Annotated in this window: 18 protein-coding genes; 9 read left to right on the top strand and 9 right to left on the bottom strand. The window is 71.5% G+C overall.

The window, feature by feature from the left end; all coding sequences use genetic code 11:
- Nucleotides 1–170 precede the first annotated feature (170 nt).
- Nucleotides 171–656 carry a GNAT family N-acetyltransferase gene (locus tag ACGGCP_RS02045; RefSeq protein ID WP_392959756.1) on the bottom strand — a complete coding sequence of 162 codons (486 nt, stop codon included), beginning with the start codon at nt 654–656 and terminating at the stop codon, nt 171–173.
- Between the two features lie 454 nt (nt 657–1110).
- On the opposite strand from ACGGCP_RS02045, the gene ACGGCP_RS02050 reads away from it, so the two are divergent.
- Nucleotides 1111–2190, top strand: coding sequence for a PP2C family protein-serine/threonine phosphatase (locus tag ACGGCP_RS02050; protein ID WP_392959758.1), 1080 nt, complete (start codon nt 1111–1113; stop codon nt 2188–2190).
- 152 nt (nt 2191–2342) lie between these two features.
- Here the strand turns inward: ACGGCP_RS02050 and ACGGCP_RS02055 are convergent, their stop codons facing one another.
- The gene (locus tag ACGGCP_RS02055; protein WP_392959760.1) at nt 2343–2486 is read right to left on the bottom strand and encodes a hypothetical protein; all 144 of its coding nucleotides are present in this window, start codon (nt 2484–2486) and stop codon (nt 2343–2345) included.
- A 256-nt stretch (nt 2487–2742) separates the two neighbouring features.
- Between ACGGCP_RS02055 and ACGGCP_RS02060 the strand changes: the two genes are divergently transcribed.
- Nucleotides 2743–4581, top strand: coding sequence for an acyl-CoA dehydrogenase (locus ACGGCP_RS02060; protein WP_392959762.1), 1839 nt, complete (start codon nt 2743–2745; stop codon nt 4579–4581).
- 437 nt (nt 4582–5018) lie between these two features.
- On the opposite strand, the gene ACGGCP_RS02065 is transcribed toward ACGGCP_RS02060, so the two are convergent.
- Both ACGGCP_RS02065 and ACGGCP_RS02070 read right to left on the bottom strand, forming a co-directional pair.
- Nucleotides 5019–5339 (bottom strand): hypothetical protein, encoded by a 321-nt coding sequence (locus tag ACGGCP_RS02065; RefSeq protein ID WP_392959764.1) that lies wholly within the window; start codon nt 5337–5339, stop codon nt 5019–5021.
- Between the two features lie 18 nt (nt 5340–5357).
- Nucleotides 5358–6890 carry a hypothetical protein gene (locus tag ACGGCP_RS02070; RefSeq protein WP_392959766.1) on the bottom strand — a complete coding sequence of 511 codons (1533 nt, stop codon included), beginning with the start codon at nt 6888–6890 and terminating at the stop codon, nt 5358–5360.
- Between the two features lie 203 nt (nt 6891–7093).
- Between ACGGCP_RS02070 and ACGGCP_RS02075 the strand changes: the two genes are divergently transcribed.
- Both ACGGCP_RS02075 and ACGGCP_RS02080 read left to right on the top strand, forming a co-directional pair.
- Nucleotides 7094–7417 carry a hypothetical protein gene (locus ACGGCP_RS02075; protein WP_392959769.1) on the top strand — a complete coding sequence of 108 codons (324 nt, stop codon included), beginning with the start codon at nt 7094–7096 and terminating at the stop codon, nt 7415–7417.
- Nucleotides 7418–7426: 9 nt separating this feature from the next.
- Entirely contained in the window at nt 7427–8596 is a 1170-nt protein-coding gene (locus ACGGCP_RS02080) for a WXG100 family type VII secretion target (RefSeq protein WP_392959771.1), read from the top strand.
- Between the two features lie 47 nt (nt 8597–8643).
- Here ACGGCP_RS02080 and ACGGCP_RS02085 read toward each other — a convergent pair whose 3' ends face one another.
- Nucleotides 8644–10137 carry an alpha/beta hydrolase gene (locus tag ACGGCP_RS02085; RefSeq protein ID WP_392959774.1) on the bottom strand — a complete coding sequence of 498 codons (1494 nt, stop codon included), beginning with the start codon at nt 10135–10137 and terminating at the stop codon, nt 8644–8646.
- 163 nt (nt 10138–10300) lie between these two features.
- Between ACGGCP_RS02085 and ACGGCP_RS02090 the strand changes: the two genes are divergently transcribed.
- Entirely contained in the window at nt 10301–10765 is a 465-nt protein-coding gene (locus tag ACGGCP_RS02090) for a GNAT family N-acetyltransferase (RefSeq protein WP_392959777.1), read from the top strand.
- Here ACGGCP_RS02090 and ACGGCP_RS02095 read toward each other — a convergent pair whose 3' ends face one another.
- Genes ACGGCP_RS02095 through ACGGCP_RS02105 form a run of 3 tightly spaced genes read right to left on the bottom strand, consistent with a single transcriptional unit; the run spans nt 10766 to nt 12563 of the window.
- The gene (locus ACGGCP_RS02095) at nt 10766–11452 is read right to left on the bottom strand and encodes an NUDIX domain-containing protein (RefSeq protein ID WP_392959780.1); all 687 of its coding nucleotides are present in this window, start codon (nt 11450–11452) and stop codon (nt 10766–10768) included.
- A 29-nt stretch (nt 11453–11481) separates the two neighbouring features.
- Entirely contained in the window at nt 11482–11985 is a 504-nt protein-coding gene (locus ACGGCP_RS02100; protein WP_392959782.1) for an AAA family ATPase, read from the bottom strand.
- Nucleotides 11967–12563 (bottom strand): nucleotidyltransferase domain-containing protein, encoded by a 597-nt coding sequence (locus ACGGCP_RS02105; RefSeq protein WP_392959785.1) that lies wholly within the window; start codon nt 12561–12563, stop codon nt 11967–11969. The genes ACGGCP_RS02100 and ACGGCP_RS02105 overlap by 19 nt, the downstream gene beginning before the upstream one ends.
- Nucleotides 12564–12684: 121 nt before the next feature.
- Between ACGGCP_RS02105 and ACGGCP_RS02110 the strand changes: the two genes are divergently transcribed.
- The 4 genes from ACGGCP_RS02110 (at nt 12685) to ACGGCP_RS02125 (ending at nt 17359) form a co-directional block, all read left to right on the top strand.
- Nucleotides 12685–13200: a DUF2975 domain-containing protein gene (locus ACGGCP_RS02110; protein ID WP_392959787.1), complete on the top strand. Its 516-nt coding sequence runs from the start codon at nt 12685–12687 to the stop codon at nt 13198–13200.
- On the top strand, nt 13200–13415 hold the full coding sequence (locus ACGGCP_RS02115) for a helix-turn-helix domain-containing protein (protein WP_392959789.1): 216 nt from the start codon (nt 13200–13202) through the stop codon (nt 13413–13415). The genes ACGGCP_RS02110 and ACGGCP_RS02115 overlap by 1 nt, the downstream gene beginning before the upstream one ends.
- Before the next feature lie 20 nt (nt 13416–13435).
- The gene (locus tag ACGGCP_RS02120; RefSeq protein ID WP_392959791.1) at nt 13436–13735 is read left to right on the top strand and encodes a hypothetical protein; all 300 of its coding nucleotides are present in this window, start codon (nt 13436–13438) and stop codon (nt 13733–13735) included.
- 828 nt (nt 13736–14563) lie between these two features.
- Nucleotides 14564–17359 (top strand): BTAD domain-containing putative transcriptional regulator, encoded by a 2796-nt coding sequence (locus ACGGCP_RS02125; RefSeq protein WP_392959793.1) that lies wholly within the window; start codon nt 14564–14566, stop codon nt 17357–17359.
- A gap of 43 nt (nt 17360–17402) precedes the next feature.
- Here ACGGCP_RS02125 and ACGGCP_RS02130 read toward each other — a convergent pair whose 3' ends face one another.
- Nucleotides 17403–18389, bottom strand: a complete 987-nt coding sequence (locus tag ACGGCP_RS02130) for a hypothetical protein (protein WP_392959795.1) — start codon at nt 18387–18389, stop codon at nt 17403–17405.
- Nucleotides 18390–18522: the final 133 nt, after the last annotated feature.

Raw genomic sequence — 18522 nt, forward strand, 5'->3', positions numbered from 1 at the left:
GATGTGAGGGTTGGGCCGTTTGGCCGTCCTAGACCGAAAGACGCAATGAGAGAGATTCACGGTTGCGTGCGGAGAAAGAACTTTTTTCGGTGAATAGCGGCAAAGGTCGCTCACGGCAACGGAAACGGCCGGACAGGCGAACGCCTGTCCGGCTGCAGCCAGGTTCCGCTCTACTCCTTCGCGGAGCCGAGCTCCTTGCCCAGATGGATCGAGCCCTCAGTGCACGCGTAATGCCCGAACGGGGTCACCGGCGCATACCCGAGCACCCCGTACATCGCAACAGCCTCAGGCTGACGCGGCCCGGTCTCGAGGATGACCCGCTTGCACCCCGCCTCAGCCGCCGACGCCTCGACCGCGGCCACGAGCAGACTCGCGAGACCCTGCCTGCGGGCGTGCTCACGCACGTACACGCGCTTCATCTCCGCGTCCCTCGACCCGCCGTCCTCGCCGTGCGAGCGCCAGCCACCGCACCCGGCCGGCTCCCCGGACTCGTCGAACGCGACGATGAAGTCCCCGTTCGGCGGATGGAAGTCGTCCTCACCCAGCTCAGTCTCGTCGCCGCCGCCGTAGCGGCGCACGTATTCCTCCTGGATCTCGGCGCAGAGCAACTGCGCCACAGGGCTGTCGAACCGGGTCCTCGAAAGCGTGTACTGCACGCGTCCAATGCTGACATGGCGCCCCCGCACGCGCCAGCGCCCTTGCTCACGCCCCGGCCCTGCGCAAACCGCCCCGAAACCGGCCGATCGGCCGAGGTGCGGGAGGCCCGTTCGGCGGCCACGGCCGACCGAACGCACAGACTTGGCGCTCACCCCTTCGGCGGCGTCCTCCACGGCCGGTATCGCCTCCGCGACCATTACGATCTTCACATCGGCGATTGTGTTGATCGGTCCGGCGTCCCGGGCCCTCCATCGCCTTCGAACGCACGCGGGCGCGCGCATCCCCCCGGCTCCGGCCGGGCGCTCCCGGCGGCGCGGGCCCCCGCCCGCGCCCGAACCCCGTGCGGGAGCCGCCGCGCGCGGAGCTTCGGCGATCGTGCGGGCTACCCGGCCGTGATCCGGTAGGAAGGAGGCATTCACCCATATGCGCACTATGCAGCGACGGAGGCCGCAGATGGCCCGCGCTGACCGCTGGAACGGCTGGTCGGCGCCCTCGGTGCGGACCGCGTTCACCGCCGCGTTCGCAGTCGTCGTGGTCCTCGTGGGCCTGCGCCTGACCGTGCGCGACGACTCGCACGCGGTCTCATGGCTGGCACTGCCTCCCCTGGCGGCCTCGGCGTTCCTGCCGTGGCGCTGGGTCGCCGGAGTCGGACTGGCCAGCATGGCGGCGGCGTTCGTGTACCTGTGGGTCCTCTACGGCTTCGCAATGGACGGCGTCGCCTCACACGGCGTGGACTTCCTTGTCGTCGCCGTGGCCGTGGTGATCTCGGCGGCGGTCGCGATCGTGCGCGAACGCGACGACGAACGCATGAAACGGCTGACGCAACTCGCCTCGGTCGTGCAGCAGGCCATCCTGCGGCCGATCGGAGAACGGCTGGGACCGTTCGACATCGCAGCGCGGTACGTGTCGGCGCGCTCGGGCGCGGAGATCGGCGGTGACCTCTACGAGGCGCTGAACACCGACTACGGGGTGCGGATCATCATCGGCGACGTGCGCGGGAAGGGCCTGGACGCGGTGCGGCTCTCCTCCACGGTGCTCGGCTCCTACCGTCACGTGGCGTTCGAGCGCTCGGACCAGCGGTGCATGGTGAACGACCTGGACCACGCGGTCGCGCGGAACGCAGGCGACGAGGACTTCGTGACCGCAATCCTCCTCCAGGAGCGCGGCGGCACCCTCGAGATCATGAACTGCGGCCACCCGCCGCCGATGCTCGTGCGCGACGGCGTCGCCACCTACCTCGAACCCGAGTCGATGGCCCCGCCGCTGGGGCTGAGCCCCTCGGCACGGGAGCTGACAGTGCGGCTGCAACCGGGGGACCGGATCTTCCTGTACACCGACGGCCTCGCCGAGGCACGCAAAGACGGCGAGTTCTTCCCCATCCGCGAGCGGGCCTGGAGCCTCATCGGGCACGGCAACGTGGGCGACGGCCTGGCGTCCCTCGAGTCGGCCCTGCGCCGCTGGGTGGGTGGCCCGCTGACCGACGACATCGCGCTCCTGCTCCTGGACTACCGCCCCGACAGCGCCGGCCGGTAGGACAGCGCTGGCCGGTGGGCCGCGCTGGCCGGTGGGCCCGCGCTGGCCGCTGGCTCACTCGGGCCTGGCGAGGCGGCACCGGCGCAGGTGCCGCATCCGCGAGAGCGCCTTGCGGCGCTTGGTGAACCGCACGGGCAGGTGCCTCCTGAACCTCACTGCGCCGCCTCCTCGGCGGGCAGGTCCAGCGGCATCTCGATGCGCAGGACCCGGTGCAGGACGGGCTTGGCGCGGCGGTGGCGGCCGACGTAGGAGGGCCGCGCTCGGGCGGCGATGCGGTCGGCGACGGCTCGGATCATGGGGTGCTCCCGGTGGTTTCGCACAGGCGGTCGTTCACCGGGTTCAACGAGGCACGGGTGCGCAGGTTACGGCGGATCGGCCGCACGGCGGCGACGATCACCCGATCGAATGAGCGCCCTGTGGCGGGCCAGTCGGAAATCGGACTGGATTTTCCTGGTGAGACCACTTTCGCGCGGCGTTTCGGCGCGGCATACTTGAGCTAGCTACTGACGGGTAATATGATCAGGGTTACCACCGAGTAATGGAGGACCCGCAATGACGCACTTCCGCCACAACCTTCGAGACCTGGAGTTCAATCTCTTCGAGGTCTTCGGAGCGGACAAGATTCTCGACAACCCGGCCTTCGCGGACCTGGACGAGGCGACCGCCCGCGAGATCCTGGCCGAGCTGGCGCGCCTGTCCCAGGAGGAGCTGTCCTCCGGCTGGGTCGAGGGCGACCGCAATCCGCCCGTGTTCGACCCGGCGAGCCACTCGGTGACGCTGCCCGAGTCGTTCAAGAAGGCCTACAAGGCGTTCATCGACGCCGAGTACTGGCGCCTGGACCTCCCCGAGGTCCTCGGCGGCACCGTCGCCCCGCGCATGCTCTGGTGGTCCCTGGCCGAACTCGTCCTCGGCGCCAACCCGGCGCTGTGGATGTACGCCGCGGGCTCCTCCTTCGCGCACACCGCCCACCTCGAGGGCACCCCCGAGCAGCAGGAGTGGGCGAAGCTCTTCGTCGAGAAGGGCTGGGGCGCGACCATGGTCCTCACCGAGCCCGACGCGGGCTCCGACGTCGGCGCGGGCACCACGAAGGCCTACAAGCAGGCCGACGGCTCCTGGCACATCGAGGGCGTCAAGCGGTTCATCACCTCGGGCGACCAGGACATGACCGAGAACATCATCCACTACGTGCTCGCCCGCCCCGTGGGCGAAGAGGGCGCAGGCGGGCCGGGCACCAAGGGCCTGAGCCTGTTCATCGTCCCCAAGTTCCTGTTCGACCCGGCCACGGGCGAGCTCGGCGAGCGCAACGGCGTGAACGTCACCAACATCGAGCACAAGATGGGCCTCAAGGTCTCGGCGACCGCGGAGCTCACCTTCGGCGAGAAGTCCCCCGCGAAGGGCTGGCTCCTCGGCGAGAAGCACGAGGGCATCCGCCAGATGTTCCTCATCATCGAGTACGCGCGGATGATGGTGGGCACCAAGGCGATCGCGACGCTCTCCACCGGCTACCTGAACGCGCTCGACTACGCGAAGAGTCGCATCCAGGGCGCGGACCTGCTCCAATCCGCGGACAAGACCGCGCCGCGCGTGCCGATCATCAAGCACCCGGACGTGCGCCGCTCGCTGCTCATGCAGAAGAGCTACGCCGAGGGCCTGCGCGCGCTCGTCGCGTACACCGCGTCCTGGCAGGACAAGTCCCGCCTGGCCGAGATCGACGGCGACGAGGACGCGGCCGAGACCGCGAAGAAGGTCAACGACCTCCTGCTCCCGATCGTCAAGGGCTGCGGCTCCGAGCGGGCGTACGAGCTGCTCAGCTCGGAAGCGCTGCAGACGTTCGGCGGCTCGGGCTTCCTGCAGGACTACCCGCTCGAGCAGTACGTGCGCGACGCCAAGATCGACACGCTGTACGAGGGCACGACCGCGATCCAGAGCCTCGACTTCCTGTTCCGCAAGATCATCAAGGACAACGGCGAGTCGCTCATGGTCGTCGCGGGTGAGATCATGGAGTCCACGCAGGACGGACACCCGGCGCTGGAGGGCGTGCGCGGCAAGGTCCTGCGCGCGCTCGGCGACGTGCAGGGCATCCTCGAGGCGCTGCAGCCCGCACTGATGGCCGCGATGGGCGACGAGCCCCGTGAGCTGTACAAGGCCGGACTGCACTCGCGCCGCCTGCTGCTGGCCGTCGGCGACCTCATGGTCGGCTGGCTGCTGCTGCGCCAGGCCGAGATCGCCCAGGCCAAGCTCGACGCCGGGGCCGACGACGACTTCTACCGCGGGAAGGTCGCGGCCGCGACGTTCTTCTCCAAGGAAGTCCTGCCGCGCCTCACCGCCGACCGCAAGATCGTCGAGGCCGCGGACCTGACCGCGATGGACCTCCCCGACGACGCCTTCTAGACGGCGCTTTCTCGAAGGCGCCTTCTCGACCGCGCTTTCCTACCGACGGGCCAGCCGGCCCGCACGACGAGACGGAGGCCCGCGCCTTTCGGCGCGGGCCTCCGCTTTTCAGAGCCGCTCTCGCACCGCCACCACTTTCGGGTGACTTCCCGGCCCGGGGCCCTGGATGCGTCGGGTTCTTGTCGGACCCTTCGGCGATGATGAGCCGCATCCCCTTTTGGGTGGGTGGGGGATAGGGACGGCACGTAACGGCCCGGGCCACAAGCTGCCACACACCACCCCTGAGCAGCGCGAAAGCCTCAGGCCTCCAAGTCGGCGGCCCCGAAAGCGCGAAGCGTGAAGGCGACAGACCGCCGTGCCTGCGGCCCTGCAAACGCGAATCGCGAAGGCGACAGACCGTCGGGCCTGCGGCCCTGCAAGCGCGAATCGTGAAGGCCTCAGACCGCCGGGCCTGCGGTCCCGAAGTCGAAGTAGACCGCCGCGGGGTCGTCGCCGCTGGTCATCTCGGCGAGCGCCGCGTCCAGGCCGTACAGCGTCCCGCGCAGGTACTGGAGGTTCCGCCACATCGCGGCGTGGAACTCCAGGTACTGGCCGAGCGCGTTCTCGGCCGCGCCGGGCGCGGTGCCGAACGCGGGCGCGCGGCTCAGGGTGCCGGTCGCCATGACCGGCAGCAACTCGTTCTCGAGCTCCTCGATCAGCTCCACCAGGAACTGCCGGTACTCGCCGATCGCCTCGGGGTCGAACACGCGGTCCGCCATGATCTCGCCTTCCCTCGCCTAGTTGTAGGGGTCTTCGTTCGGTTTGACGTAGCCCCAGACGTTCCCGGTCTCGCGGCGCGCCAGGTCCTGCGGCTTGTCGTCCTGCTCGCCGTCCTGCTTCTTGTCCGAATCCGAACGGTCCGAGCCCTTCCGGGACTGGTTCGCGGCCGAACCGCCCGCGGTCTGGCTCTGCTGGAACAGCCCGCCGCCGCCCCGGGACCCGCTCGTCGAAGCGGTCGTCGCCGTAGTGGCCGGGGTGGTCACGGCCGGGCCGAACAGCCCCTGCGGGACAGCGCCGCCGCCCGGACCGGTCGGCATCCCGCCGCCCGGACGCCCGCCGCCGGGCCCGAACGGACCGCCGCCGGTCCCGCCGCCGAAGCCCGACCCGCCGCTCGCCAGACCGCCCGAAGGCTCGTCCTCCTCGTCGGCCTCCGCAGCCTCCCAAGGGTTCTCCTCCTCGACGACCGTGCCGTCGCCGCCCGGAGGCACCGGGCTCGGATCCTGCGTCGTCTGCGGTGCGACAGGCGCGGCGGGCTGTTCCGCCTCCGGCACCGTCAACTCCATATAGGACGTGTCGGCGCTGCTCGGATACGGCCGGTCCTCACCGGTCGTCGTCACCGCTGCCAGCTCGGCGCTCTGCCCGTCCCGCTTCTCCGCGATCGCCTCGTCGATCGCCGCCTGCCGCTCCACGTACGCCGCCAGCTCGGCCGCCACCCGCTCCGAGAAGACCTCCTTCGCCTCCTCGCCCACCAGCGCCCGCACGTCCGCGACCAGCGCCCCCAGCCCCGACAGCTGCTGGCCCACGCGCTCCTCGACGAACTCCCGCACCTCCGTCGCCAGGCCCGCGTCAGCGCCCGCCAGCTCCAGGGCCTTCTCGGCCTCCTCGCACGTCATCGTGATGCAGTCCCCGTGCCACCACGCCGGACGCACATGCAGCGCAACGAGACTCGACCACTCGCCCTCCGTCCCGACCATCGGCGCCGGGTACGGGATCTCGCCCGAGTCCCCGCCCTGCAGCGTGTAGATCGCCGACTCGCGGCTCCCCAGCTCCGCCACGGTCGCCTCGATGTCGTCGAGCGCACCCTCCACAAGGGCCCGCGCCTCCCCGGCCTGCACCGCGAACGCGTCGAAATCCTCACCCGCCCAGTGCTCGGCGAGGGCGGCGAGCTTGGACCTGAACCGCTGCGGCCACGTCCCGAGCCGCGACCCGATCTCCTCCGACCACCCAGTGCGCAAGCGCTGCAGCGAGAACGCATCCGCGTCCTCTGGCCGCACCGCCGTCACCGCCGCCCGGAAGTCCTCCTCCGTCGGGTACGCCATCCCCTCGCACCGCGGCTTGAACCGGCCCCGCTGCCCCTCCACCGGGACCGCCGACGCCAACTGCACCCACGCCTCCTCCGCCGGGTGCGCCACCGGATGCGGGCACGCCGCCGCGGAGCACCCGGCGCGGTCCCCCGAGGTCAGCGCCGACGTGTCGCCGAACGCGATCGTGAACTCGAACGACGGCAGCTCCAGCGAACCGTCCCCACTGTCCGCGAAGAAATCGGTCATCGGCGGCGCACCTCCTCACGTGGCGGCCCGGGACCCGGGCTTCGATTGCGTGTGCGGCCCATGGAAAGCGGAGGCGTCACGAATCCGTCATAGGTTGATCAAGCCCGCACCGGGACCGACCCGTGACGGGCCGCGCGACAGTACTCCTGACGCCGCCGGGCGTCCGCCCGCGAGGGCGTCGACACCTCGAGAAGGAGGAGCCCATGACCGTGCACATGGACGTTGACGATGTGCGAACGGGCGGCACCGGCCTGCGCGGCCTGGCACCGAACAGCCAGGCCGCGACCAGGCGGGTGGAGCGCCCGGCGGCGACCGCGGCCGAGCAGAACACCGGTTTCGCCACGGGCGAGGCGGGCCGCCGCTGGCAGACCGCCCTCGCCGCCGTCGCCACCGGCGTCGAGCGCCGCCTCACCTGGCAGGGCGACCAGGTCATCGGCAGCGCCGACGACCTCTCCGCCGCCGACCAGGAGACGGGCGCCCGCTTCGGCGGCATCCAGTCACAGCTCCCCACCACGCCGAAAGCCTAGGAGGACCCCATGCCCAGCTATCAGGACGCGCTCTCGGCGCACCCCTCGGAGTTCCTCACGTACGCCACTGAGATGACCGCCGCCGCAACGGACCTCGCCACGCAGCAGACCGACTACGGCACGAAGGTCGCCGAGATCAACAGCCACTGGCGCGACACCGCGAACGACGCCTTCAACGGCGAGGTCGGCAACGTCAACGCACACCTCACCCAGGTCATCGGCGAGGTCACCGCGACCGCGAGCGGCCTCGCCGGGACGGCGGCGCAGATGCTCCTCGAATGCACCGGCCTCAAGGCCGCCGACGCCGCACTCAAAGCCCTCGGCTTCAACATCCAGCCCGCCCCGATGGTGACCCTCGGCCCGGCGCAGCGCACCGCGATCGCCATGGCGGGCCCGTTCGGCGGCATCCTCGAAGCGGCCCTGCAGGCCCAGGCCGCGGCGGGGACCTTCGGACTCCAGACCCTGACGTCCCTCATCAACGCCGCCGACGCCACCGCCGGAGCGGCCCTGAGCCAGGCGGCAGAGCTCCTCAAGCCGCTGGAGGACAAGTCGGGCGGCGGCAAGGACATGGAGTCGCACAAGGCCGCCGAGGACCACTCCTCGAGCGGCACAGGCGGGGAGAACGAAGAGGAGTCCTCAGAGGAGGAGAAGAAGGAAGAGGCGGAAGAGAAGACCGAGGAAGAACAGCAGCAGGAACAAGAGCAGCAACAGCAGCAGGACCCGGGCCAGCCTCAGGACCAGCAGCAGCCGACCATGCCCGAGACGCCCTCCGGCATGGAGGACATGGCGCAGCCGGAGATGCCCGAACTCGACAACCCCTGGGACGCTTCCGAACTTGAAGACCCTGAAGACCTCTCCGGCGGTCTCGCCTCCGGAGGCGCCGGCCTCGGCGGCGGCATGGGCGGCGGCGCGGGCGGACTCGGCTCGGGCCTCCCCGCTGGCGGCGCGCCCACCGGCGGCGGCATGGGCGCCGCGACGATGGTCGGCGCCGCGGCCGGAGGCGCCGCCGGTGGCGCTGCCTCCAAGACCGCGGGCGGCGGCATGATGGGCGGTGGCGGCGGCCGCGGTGCCGGTGGCAACCAGGACAACGAGGTCGAGCGCGAGTCCTTCCTGGTCGAGGACCCTGAGGAAGACGTCTGGGGCATCGGCAAGGACGACGACAACAACCCCTACTCGTGAGACCGGACGCCCGTGGCCGGCGGCCGCCGGCCACGGGCGTCGCTGGGTCAGCGCTCCACACCAGGGCAGCTGAGACCCGCCGGAGGAACCTCCAGGTCGATGAAATAGGCGTCGACGGCCTCGTCCAGACACGGGGTCTTGAGCCCGTAGGCCGTGTGGCCGTAGCCCTCGTACGTCACGAGCGTCCCACCGGTCTGCGCAGCGGCGCTCTCCGACCACGGGTACACGGTCGCGTAGTCATGCACAGTCCCGATCAGCACGATCGGGGGTGCGCCCTCGGTGTCCAGCGGCCCTTGGGGGTTCGTGGGCTCGATGCCGGAGCCCGAACAGAACAGGGGCAGACCGGCGTACGGGCTCCACTCGGTGACGGGGTACTCCTCGGCCAGTTTGGCCATCATCGACTCCCACTCGGCGAACTCGTCGATGCGGAAATCCCAGTCCTGGCAGAACATCGGCATCTCCGGGAACTGTCGCAGGGCCCCTGCGACGGGGTCGGTTTCAGCGGCGGCGCTGATCGTGTCGGTGAGCGCGGCGGAGACGGGGGTTCCGTCGTGCATCGCCCGAAGGCCCTCGGCCAGGGAGGACCAGGCGGCGGGCTGGTTGGCGGCGAAGGCGAAGCGGGTAAGGCCGAAGAAGTCGAGCGGTGCGCCGCTGCCGGGGTCGGTCAGGTCGCCTGCCCGGGCGCGGTCCTGCAGTTCCTTGTAGACCTCGACCGTGCCGGAACCGTGGAGTGCGCAGGTCTCGGTGGTGTCGCACCATTGCGCGAATTCGCTGAAGTTCTGCTCGAACGCGGCGGTGTTGGCGCTGATGAACTCCCACATCGTCGTCTGGCTGTGGTCCTGGTTCCCGTCGAGCACCATCGTGCGGATGCGCTTGGGGTACCGCTCGGCGTACTGCTGGCCCATCAAGGTGCCGTAGGAGAAGCCCAGATAATTCAGGTCGCCTTCGCCGATGGCGCGCCGGATCCGTTCGATGTCCTCGACGACGTGGAGGTTGTCGGCGTGGTCGAAGAGCGGGCCGGTGAGCTCGCGGCAGGATTCGGCGGTGGCTTCGCTGCGTTCGAGCCAGGTCTGGAACGCGGCTTCGGTCGTGGGAACCGGGGTGGACTCGAATGCGGCCAGGAGTTCGGCGTCGCAGTTGATCGGGGTGCTGTCGCCGACGCCGCGCGGGTCGAAGCCGATGAAGTCGAAGCGTTCGGCGGCATCCGCGGCCAGGGCATATTCGCCGTTGATCACGTCTTGCACGCCGGATCCGCCGGGGCCTCCGGGGTCCATGAGGATCGTGCCGATGCGCTCGTCGGGGTTGGTCGCAAGGCGGCGGGCGAGGGCGATCTCGATCTTGGGCCCGCGCGGCTTGGTGTAGTCGAGCGGGACTTCGATGGTGGCGCAGTCGAACTCGGGTGCTTCGGCGCACGGCTGCCAGTCGATGGACGAATGGCCTTCGGTGCCGGGCGTTTCGGCGATTGCGGCGCTCGGGACGAGCGCGAGGGCTGTGGCCGCGGCGGTGCCTGCGGCGATGAGGTATCTGTTGGAACTTCGCATGGTTTGGAAGCTATGCGGGTTCCGTGCTCAGCACATTGCGGCTAGCACTACCAAAATCGCTGGTGCACACGGTAAAAGGCCTGGATGTGGCCGGGAACTGGTGCGCGGGTGTTCGGCGGTGCGGTTCGGTGTTCTCGGGGGGTTGGTCCGTAGACTTCGGTTGGTGGATATCGAGTTTCGGGCTGCGCGGGCTGATGAGGCGGGGGCGGTTTCGGCGTTGGCGGTGCGGTCGAAGGCGTACTGGGGTTACGGCGAGGCGTTCATGGAGGCGATCCGGGACGAGTTGACGTATTCGCCGCTGGTGTGCGGGTCGGGGATGCTGGTGGTGGCCGAGCGGGCGGGGCGGCTGCTGGGGTTCTACCGCCTGGTCGAGGGGGTGCCGGAGGCCCGGCTGGAGTCGCTGTTCGTGGATCCGCCGGCGATCGGGACCGGGGTGGGGAAGGCGCTGCTGGAGCGGGCGCTGGGCGCCGCCGAGGCGCTCGGGGCGCAGACGGTCACGTTGGAGGCGGATCCGAACGCGGAGTCGTTCTACGCGAAGTACGGGTTCGTGCGCACGGGGGAGCTGCCGAGCGCGTCGATTCCCGGGCGGATGCTGCCGCACATGACGTTCCACATCGCCCGGGGCTGATCACGCGAGGCGGTCGGCGAGGAGCGGGCCCGCGACGCGGAGGCTTTCGGTCCGGGTCAGGTGGATGCGGGCGTCGGCCGCGATGGGTCCGCCCGCGGCGATCGCGGCCCCGGCGGCGGTGAGGGTCGCGAAGGTCGTGCCGCCCCGGATGAGGTCGCCGGTGGTGAGCGGCATCCAGACGAGGGCGGCGATGTCGGGGTCGTCGGGTGCGAACCGGTCGGGTTCGTCGATGAACTCGGCGAGGAACATGCAGAAGTACGTGTACGGACCGGCGGGGAGGTCGGGACGGTACGGCCTGGTCGGGTCGGGGTTCGGGTTGCGGTGCACGATGAACGGGGCCGGGGCGTCGCCGGTGCGGGCCTGGCGCAGCGTGTCGGTCGCGATGTCGTGCAGGTAGGTCCGGTCGGCGGCGACGAGCCGCACCGGGACGCCGAGTTCTTCGCGGGCTTCGCGCAGCGCGCACTCCCAGGGGTCCTCGCCGGGTTCCATGCCGCCGCCGACACCGCCGACGTGCCACTCGGTGCCGTCCGCGTCCGCCGCGTCGACGCCGTCGGCGTTGAGGGTGGTGAGGACCTTGCCGTCGCGGACGAGCAGGACGCCCGCGCAGAACGGCCGCCCGGCGGTGAGCTCGCGGATCGTCCCTGAGTCCTGCCAGAGCCGCTCTTCGGGTGTGTCGTTGTGTGCCATCGCGTTGCCTCCCTGGTCGAATCCCGACCCTACGCGGATCGGGCGATCCAGTCGAGGATGCGGTCGGCGACGCCCGCGGGGGTGGTGTCGTCGGTGCGGAGGGACGCGCGGAACAGGGGCCGGTAGGCGCGGGCGTCCCGGAGGGCGTCGTCGACCTGGGCCTGGTCCCATCCGCGGGCGCGCAGCCGCTCGGCGCGGACGTCGTCGTCGCAGTCGAGGAGCAGGTGGCCGGTGGCGCCGGGGAACTCGCTGGGGATGTTGGGGCTCAGGAAGACCACGGGGTGGCCTGAGCGGCGCGTCATGTCGATGATCCGCCGCCACATCCTGCCGTAGGCGGGCCAGATCGGTGCGGCTTCGGGGACCGCGATCGGGACGCCGAGGAGCGCACTGTCCTCGAGCAGTTCGTCGATGTCCATGGCGACGAGTCCGTCCCCGCGCGCGAGCAGTTCGGCGTGCGCGGTGGTCTTCCCGGCCCCGGGCGCGCCGCTGACGGCCCAGAGCGGCCCAAAGCGCGTCAGAGCTGTTCGAGCCATGGACGGGTCCCGTACGCGGCGGTGATGGCGGTGCGGAGCCATTGGCGCTCTTCGGGGTCGAGGTGCGGGAGCATCGCGTCGAAGTCCTGCTGGTCCTTGGGGCGGATGTTCCCGGCCTTGTACATGAGCTGGATCTCGGGGGCGAGGTACGGGATGCCGCCGGGTCCGGTGCGGCCGATCGCGTCGATAGGGCGGCGGATGCCGGGGTCGCGGCGGGAGACCCAGTCGTCGCCGTCGGCCTCGTCGAGCATGAACTGGAGCCGCCAGGGCGCGTCAGCGGTCGGGCGGCACCAGATGTCGTGGACGTGGGGCGGCAGGGTCTCGCCGCTTTCCCAGGGGCGCAGCGTGCCCGGCGGGTCGGCGGCCCACCATTCCCAGCCGGGGAGGGCGGCCTGCGCGGCGAGCTGGTCGCGGCGCAGGAGCAGGATGTCGATGTCGGCGTGGGTGCGGAAGGGCGTGCCGACGGCGAACTCGATCGCGTAGCCGCCCGCGATCCACCACGGGACGTCGACCTTCGCGAGGTGTTCGCGGACTTCGGCGGGTGTCTCGGGTTCCCAGGGGCCCAGGTGGTCTGCCATGCCCACATCCTGCCGCCGCCGAGGGGTCGGGCGCGACCGGTTTTGCGGGGGCCGCTCCCGGGTTCGTGCCAACCCCAAGCGCCCTATTGATTTTCGATAGCTATCGATCGATAATCGATGCATGAATCGCTTTTCGATAGCCCTGCTGCAGCTCGCCATCGCCGCCGCCTTCGCCGCCGGTCTCTTCGGGCAGATCGTGGTCGCCCCCAACGCCGTCGAAGAGGCCATGGCGCAGGCCATCGTCGGCTCCGCCACCGAGACGCGCCCGTATGTGCTGGCCTACACGGCGGTCGCGGTCCTCGGCGTCGCCTGCGTCCAGGTCGCGCTGTTCGCCCTCTGGCGGCTGCTCGCCATGATCAAGTCAGGCGCGATCTTCTCGCTCCGCGCGTTCCGCTGGCTCGACACGATCATCGGCGCCGCCCTCGGCGCGACCGTCCTCGCCTTCGGCGTCTTCCTGCACCTCACGTTCGGCGCGATGCCCTTCACCCAGGACGCGAGCATGGACGAGCTGGGCCTGTGGGGCGGCGCGGTCGTCTGCGTCGGGGTCGGGCTCGCCTTCGCCCTCCTCATGGTCATCATGCGCGGCCTGCTCCGCAAGGCCACCGACCTCGAGACCGAGATGGCCGAGGTCGTCTGATGCCGATCGTCGTCGACCTCGACGTCCTCCTCGCCGAGCGCGGCATGTCGGTCGGCGAGTTCGCCGCGGCCGTCGGGATCACGCCCGCGAACGTCGCGGTCCTGAAGAACGGCAGGGCGAAAGCCGTCCGCTTCACCACGCTCGAGGCGATGTGCCGCGTCCTCGGCTGCCAGCCCGGCGACCTCCTCCGCTGGGTCCCGGGCGACGAGGCCTGACCGCCGGGGATCATGGACGCATGGCCGAAGCCCCGATCGAACTGTGCTGCCTCCTCCGCGCCCTCCCCGGCGCGGAGGAGGCCCTCCACGCCTATGAGGACAAGGTGACCGCGCTCGTCCCCGAGCACGGCGGCGAGCTCGTCTCCCGCGCGGTCGGCGACGGCGCGGACGGCGCCCCGCACGAGGTCCACGTCTACCGCTTCCCCGGCCAGGCGGCGCTGGACGCCTACATGGCCGACCCCCGCCGCCTCGCCCTCGCCGAAGAGCGCGACGCCGCGGTGGCCAGCACGGTCCTCTTCCCGGTCGCCATCAGGCCCTAACGCGAGCAGGCCGCCGAGGCGCTCGACGGCCTTCGCCTGCGCCGCCTGGATGGTCGCGGTGGCCTGCTCGGAGAGCTCCTCGCACTCGGTGTCGAGGGTGGCGTTGGGGACGAGGAACTTGAACTCCGTCAACCGTCCCTCCACATTGACCTCCGCGGAGCAGAGGTCGTCGTCGGTGGTGTGGCCGAACCGCTCGTGCGCGGCGCGGGCGATGCGGTCGCGCAGTTCGTCGCCGCCGCGGTCGGGGACGCGGGCGGCGAGCATGTCGGCGTGGGCGCGTTCGAGGACGAGCACGTACTCCGAGCGGGCCGCCTCGGCGGCGGTCCAGGCCGCCTGGATCGCGTCGGCCACAGCGGGGTTGCTCAACCGGTCGATGGTCGGGCTCAGCGCGAGCGACTGCAGCCGCCCGAGGTAGTCCAGGCGCAGCCATGCGACCCGGTCGGCGTCGGTGCCGTCGAAGCCGCGCTCGGTCAGTTCGCGCGTGAGGGACTCGGCGCGGTCGGCCAGGTCGGCCGCCTCCTCGTACCGCTCCCGGGAAGGCGCGGCGTCGAGGGCGCGGTCGACGCCGTCGCGGATGTCGCCCAAGGGGAGCCGCGCGGCGGCGTGGCGTCCGGCGGCGAGGCGGTCCTCGTAGTCCTCGGGGATCTCGATCCGGTGCATCAGTCTGCCTCCTCAAACGCTGTGGAACGGCATCGTCGCGGGCCCGCTCACGGATCGGTCACCGATCGGTCATGCCCCCGTCGCGCAGGTCTTGAGGAATGCGTCACTTATGGCGTTGTGGGACACTGGATGTCCCCCCGTCCCGTCCCGGATCGAAGGCGGAACCACATGCCCCACCTCGACGTGCGCCTGCTCGGGCCCCTCGAACTCCGCGTCGACGGCACGCCGTGCGCGGTCCCGCGCGGGAACACCGCGACCGTGCTCTCGATCCTCCTCGACGACGCGAACAGCGTGGTCCCCCTCGAGAGCATCGTGCGCGCCGTCTACGGCCTCGACATCCCGCAGGACCCGGAGACGCAGGTGCAGAACACGGTCGGGGTGCTCCGCCGCAAGCTCGGCGCCGCCCGCGACCGGGTGGAGACCGTGGGCCGCGCCTACCGCTTCCGCATCGACACCGCCGAGCTGGACACGCTGCGCTGCAGGGCGAACGAGGACCGGGCCAGGGCGCTGCGCGCCGAAGGCCGCCTCGACGAGGCCGTCGCCGCCCTCCGCGAAGCCCTCGGCGAATGGCGCGGGCCCGCCCTCGCGAACCTCTCCGGGCCCACGGTGGACGCGGTCCGCCGCCGCTACGACGAGCACCGCCTCGCGCTCCTGGAGCGCCGCATCGACCTCGACCTGGAGCTGGGCCGCGCCGCCGAGGTCGTCGACGAGCTGCGGCAGATCGTCGCCGTCCACGGCACCAGGCAGCGCTTCACCGCCCTGCTCATGCGCGCCCTCCACCTGTGCGGACGCACCGCCGAAGCCCTCGAAGCGTATGCGGCCCTGCGGGAACGCCTCGCCGACGAACTCGGCGCCGACCCCGACCAGGGCCTGCGCGACCTCCACACCGCGATCCTCCGCGACGGCCCGCCGACCCCGGGCCCGGCCGTCCCCGCCGCCGCTGAGACGCCGTTCCCCCGCCGCGTCCCGGCGATGCTCCCGCGCGCGAACACCCGCTTCACCGGCCGCGCAAGCCAGCTGCGGGTCCTCGACGGCGTCCTCGAGATGTCCGCGGGCGCCGCCGGGCTCGCCGTCATCACCGGGATGGGCGGCGTCGGCAAGACCGCGCTCGCCGTCTCCTGGGCCCACCGCGTCGCCCACCGCTTCCCCGACGGGCAGCTGTACTTCAACCTGCGCGGCTTCGACCCCCTCGCGCCCGGCACCGACGCCGCCACCGTCCTCGGCGAAGCGCTGGCCGCCCTCGGCGTCGAGGCGCACCAGCTCCCGGCCGGGCTCGACGAGCGGATCGGCCTGTACCGCACGGTCCTCGCGGGACGCAGCCTCCTCGTCGTCCTCGACAACGCCAAGGACGCGGCGCAGGTGCGCCCGCTCCTGCCGGTCGCGCCGGGATCGTTCACGCTCGTGACCAGCCGCGACCGCCTCACCGGCCTCGACGCGACCGAAGGCGCCGACATCGTCCCGCTCGACCTCCTCTCCGACGCCGACGCGTGGGCGCTCCTGGTGCGCCGCATCGGCATGGACCGGGCCATCGACGAGGAGCGCGCGGTCCTGCGCATCGTCGCCTCCTGCGGCAGGCTCCCGCTGGCGCTCACCCTCATCGGGGCGTGGGCCGCCGCCCACCCGCAGTTCTCGCTGTCCTCGCTCGCCGACCGCCTCGACTCCACGACGAACGTGTTCCGGGTCCTCTCCACCGCCGACCCGGCCGCCGACCCGCGCTCGGTGTTCGCCTGCTCCTACCAGGCCCTCGGCTCCCGGGCGGCGCGCGCGTTCCGGCTCTTCGGCCTCCACCCCGGCCCCGACCTCACCGTCCCGGCCATGGCGAGCCTCATGGGAGCCCCGGCCGCCGACGCCGAAGCGGCCCTGCAGGAACTGGCCGACGTGCACCTGGCCGACCAGCACCGCGAAGGCCGCTACACGATGCACGACCTCCTGCGCTCCTATGCGGCCGAACGCTTCCGCGACGAGGTCGCCGCGCCCGACCGCGACGCCGCCGAGGCGCGCCTCGTCGACTACTACATCCACTCCGCGCACGCCGCCGACCAGCGCCTCACCTTCCACGGCGGCACCATCGACGTCGGCGAGCCCGCCCCCGGCACCACGCCCGAGCCCGTCCCGGACATGCCCGCCGCCGCGTCCTGGTTCGCCACCGAGTACGAGGTGCTCCTGGGCCTGCTGCGCCGCGAGGCCGTGCCCGGCGGCGACCGCCGGTTCTGGCTCCTGGCCTGGTGCGTCTCGGGGTACATGCTCGACCGGTCGCTCGGGGTCGACCTCATGGAGGTCCAGACCGCCGCGTTCGCCGCCGCCGAGCGCTCCGGGGACGGCTTCGGCCAGGTCATCTCGCTGGGCTACCTGTCGGCGGCGACGATGCTCCACGGCGACCAGGAGGAGGGCGGGCGGCTCATCGACCGGGCCATGGCGATCGCCGACGACATCGACCAGCCGTGGGCGAAGGGCTTCGTGTCGTTCGGGCTCTCGGTGCACGCCGCCCGCGAGGACGACGACGCGAACGCGGTCAAGTACGCGCAGGACGCGACGGTGTACTTCCTCGAGGCGGGGGACCGCATCTGGTCGTACCGGTCGAGCTGGGTCGTCGGCTGGCACATCGCCCGCCTCGGCCTCGTCGACGAGGCCCTCGCCCACTACGAGCAGCTCATGGCGTTGTCGCTGGAGGTCGGCGCGCCCCTGGCGGTCGCCCACACCCACCTGGGGCTCGGCTACGTCGCGCACCTCGGTGACCGCTGCGACGACGCGCTGCGCCACTACGCGCACGCCCGCGAGGGCTTCAACGAGTACGGGCAGGAGTCCAGCGCCGCCTACACCGACGAGCTCGTCGGCGACGTCCTCGACGCCATGCGCGACAAGGCGGGCGCGCAGGGTCTGTGGCGGACCGCCGAGGCCGTGTACGTCCGGTACCGGGCGACGCGCGAGCTCGCGCGGGTCCGCGAGAAGCTCGCCCGCCCCTGAGCGCGCGGAAGGCCGCGCCGGTCGGCGCGGCCTTCGTTGCGTCTCAGGCGGTCTCGGCCCCGAAGTCGGTGGCGAGCAGCGCCTCGATCGCGGGGGCGTACATCGCGGTGCCGGACTCGGACACGGACGCGACCCCGATGAACCCGTTGACGCCGTCCACGTCCACGACGAGCAGTGCCGTGTCCTCGTACAGGTCGGGGGTGTCGGGGGAGGCGGTCCAGGAGTTCCGCCATTCGGCGAGCACGCCGGGCCGCCCGTCGACCTCGACTTCGGTGTACTTGATCTCGCTCATCTGGTAGCCCTCCACAGTGGAGAACCCGGAGCCGAGCCACACTTCGGAGGCGCTCAGCGCGCTGGCGGGGAGGTCGGCGGGGTCGAACACGGCCGCCGCGCCCGAGTAGAGGCCGACGGCGAACATCGACACCCACGACTCGGTGTGGTTGACCTGGTAGATCTCGGCGTCGGCGAGCGGTTCGGACGAGACGCCCGGCCCGGCCGTGTACTGCCACTCGTCTCCGGGGATGGGGGTGACCGAGCCGAGCGAGGTCACCGTGAGGTGCGTGCCGGAGGGCAGCGGCGCGCCTTCGGACTCCTCGCCGCCTTCGTCGCCGCTCTCGTCCTCGCCGTTCCCGCCTCCGGGGGTGTTCTCGACGGTCGCGTCGTCGGCGAGCGTGGCGTCCTTGTCGTTGCCGAGGAAGTAGTAGCCGCCGAACGCGCCGATCGCCATGAGCAGGACGACGCCGAGGACGAGGAACACGGTGCCGCTGCTGCTCTTCGTGTTCGGCTGCACCGGCGGCGGCCCGTACTGGCCGTAGGGGGCCTGGTAGCCCGAGGCCGGGTCGTACTGCGGGTGCTGCGCGTACTGGGGGTCGGGCTGGCCGGGGTACTGGCCGGGGAGCTGCGTGGTCGCGTAGGTCTCGGGGCCGGCCTGGCCCGGGGCGTAGCCTCCCGCGTTCGGCTGCGCGCCGGGCTGGGAGGGCCCGTACTGGCCGCCGGGCTGCGCGGCGGGGTCTTGCGGGGGGTACGTCATGCTGCGATCGTATCCGGCACGCGCCGCGCCTGTCTTCCTCAGGTTTCTTGAGAAAACATTAAACCGGGACGGGTGCCGCGCCCGCCCCGGCTTCAGGGATCCGAAACTAATCCCTAGTATTCCCGCCCTGTCA

This window comes from Glycomyces sp. NPDC048151, from assembly GCF_043202775.1.
Lineage (GTDB): Bacteria > Actinomycetota > Actinomycetes > Mycobacteriales > Micromonosporaceae > Glycomyces.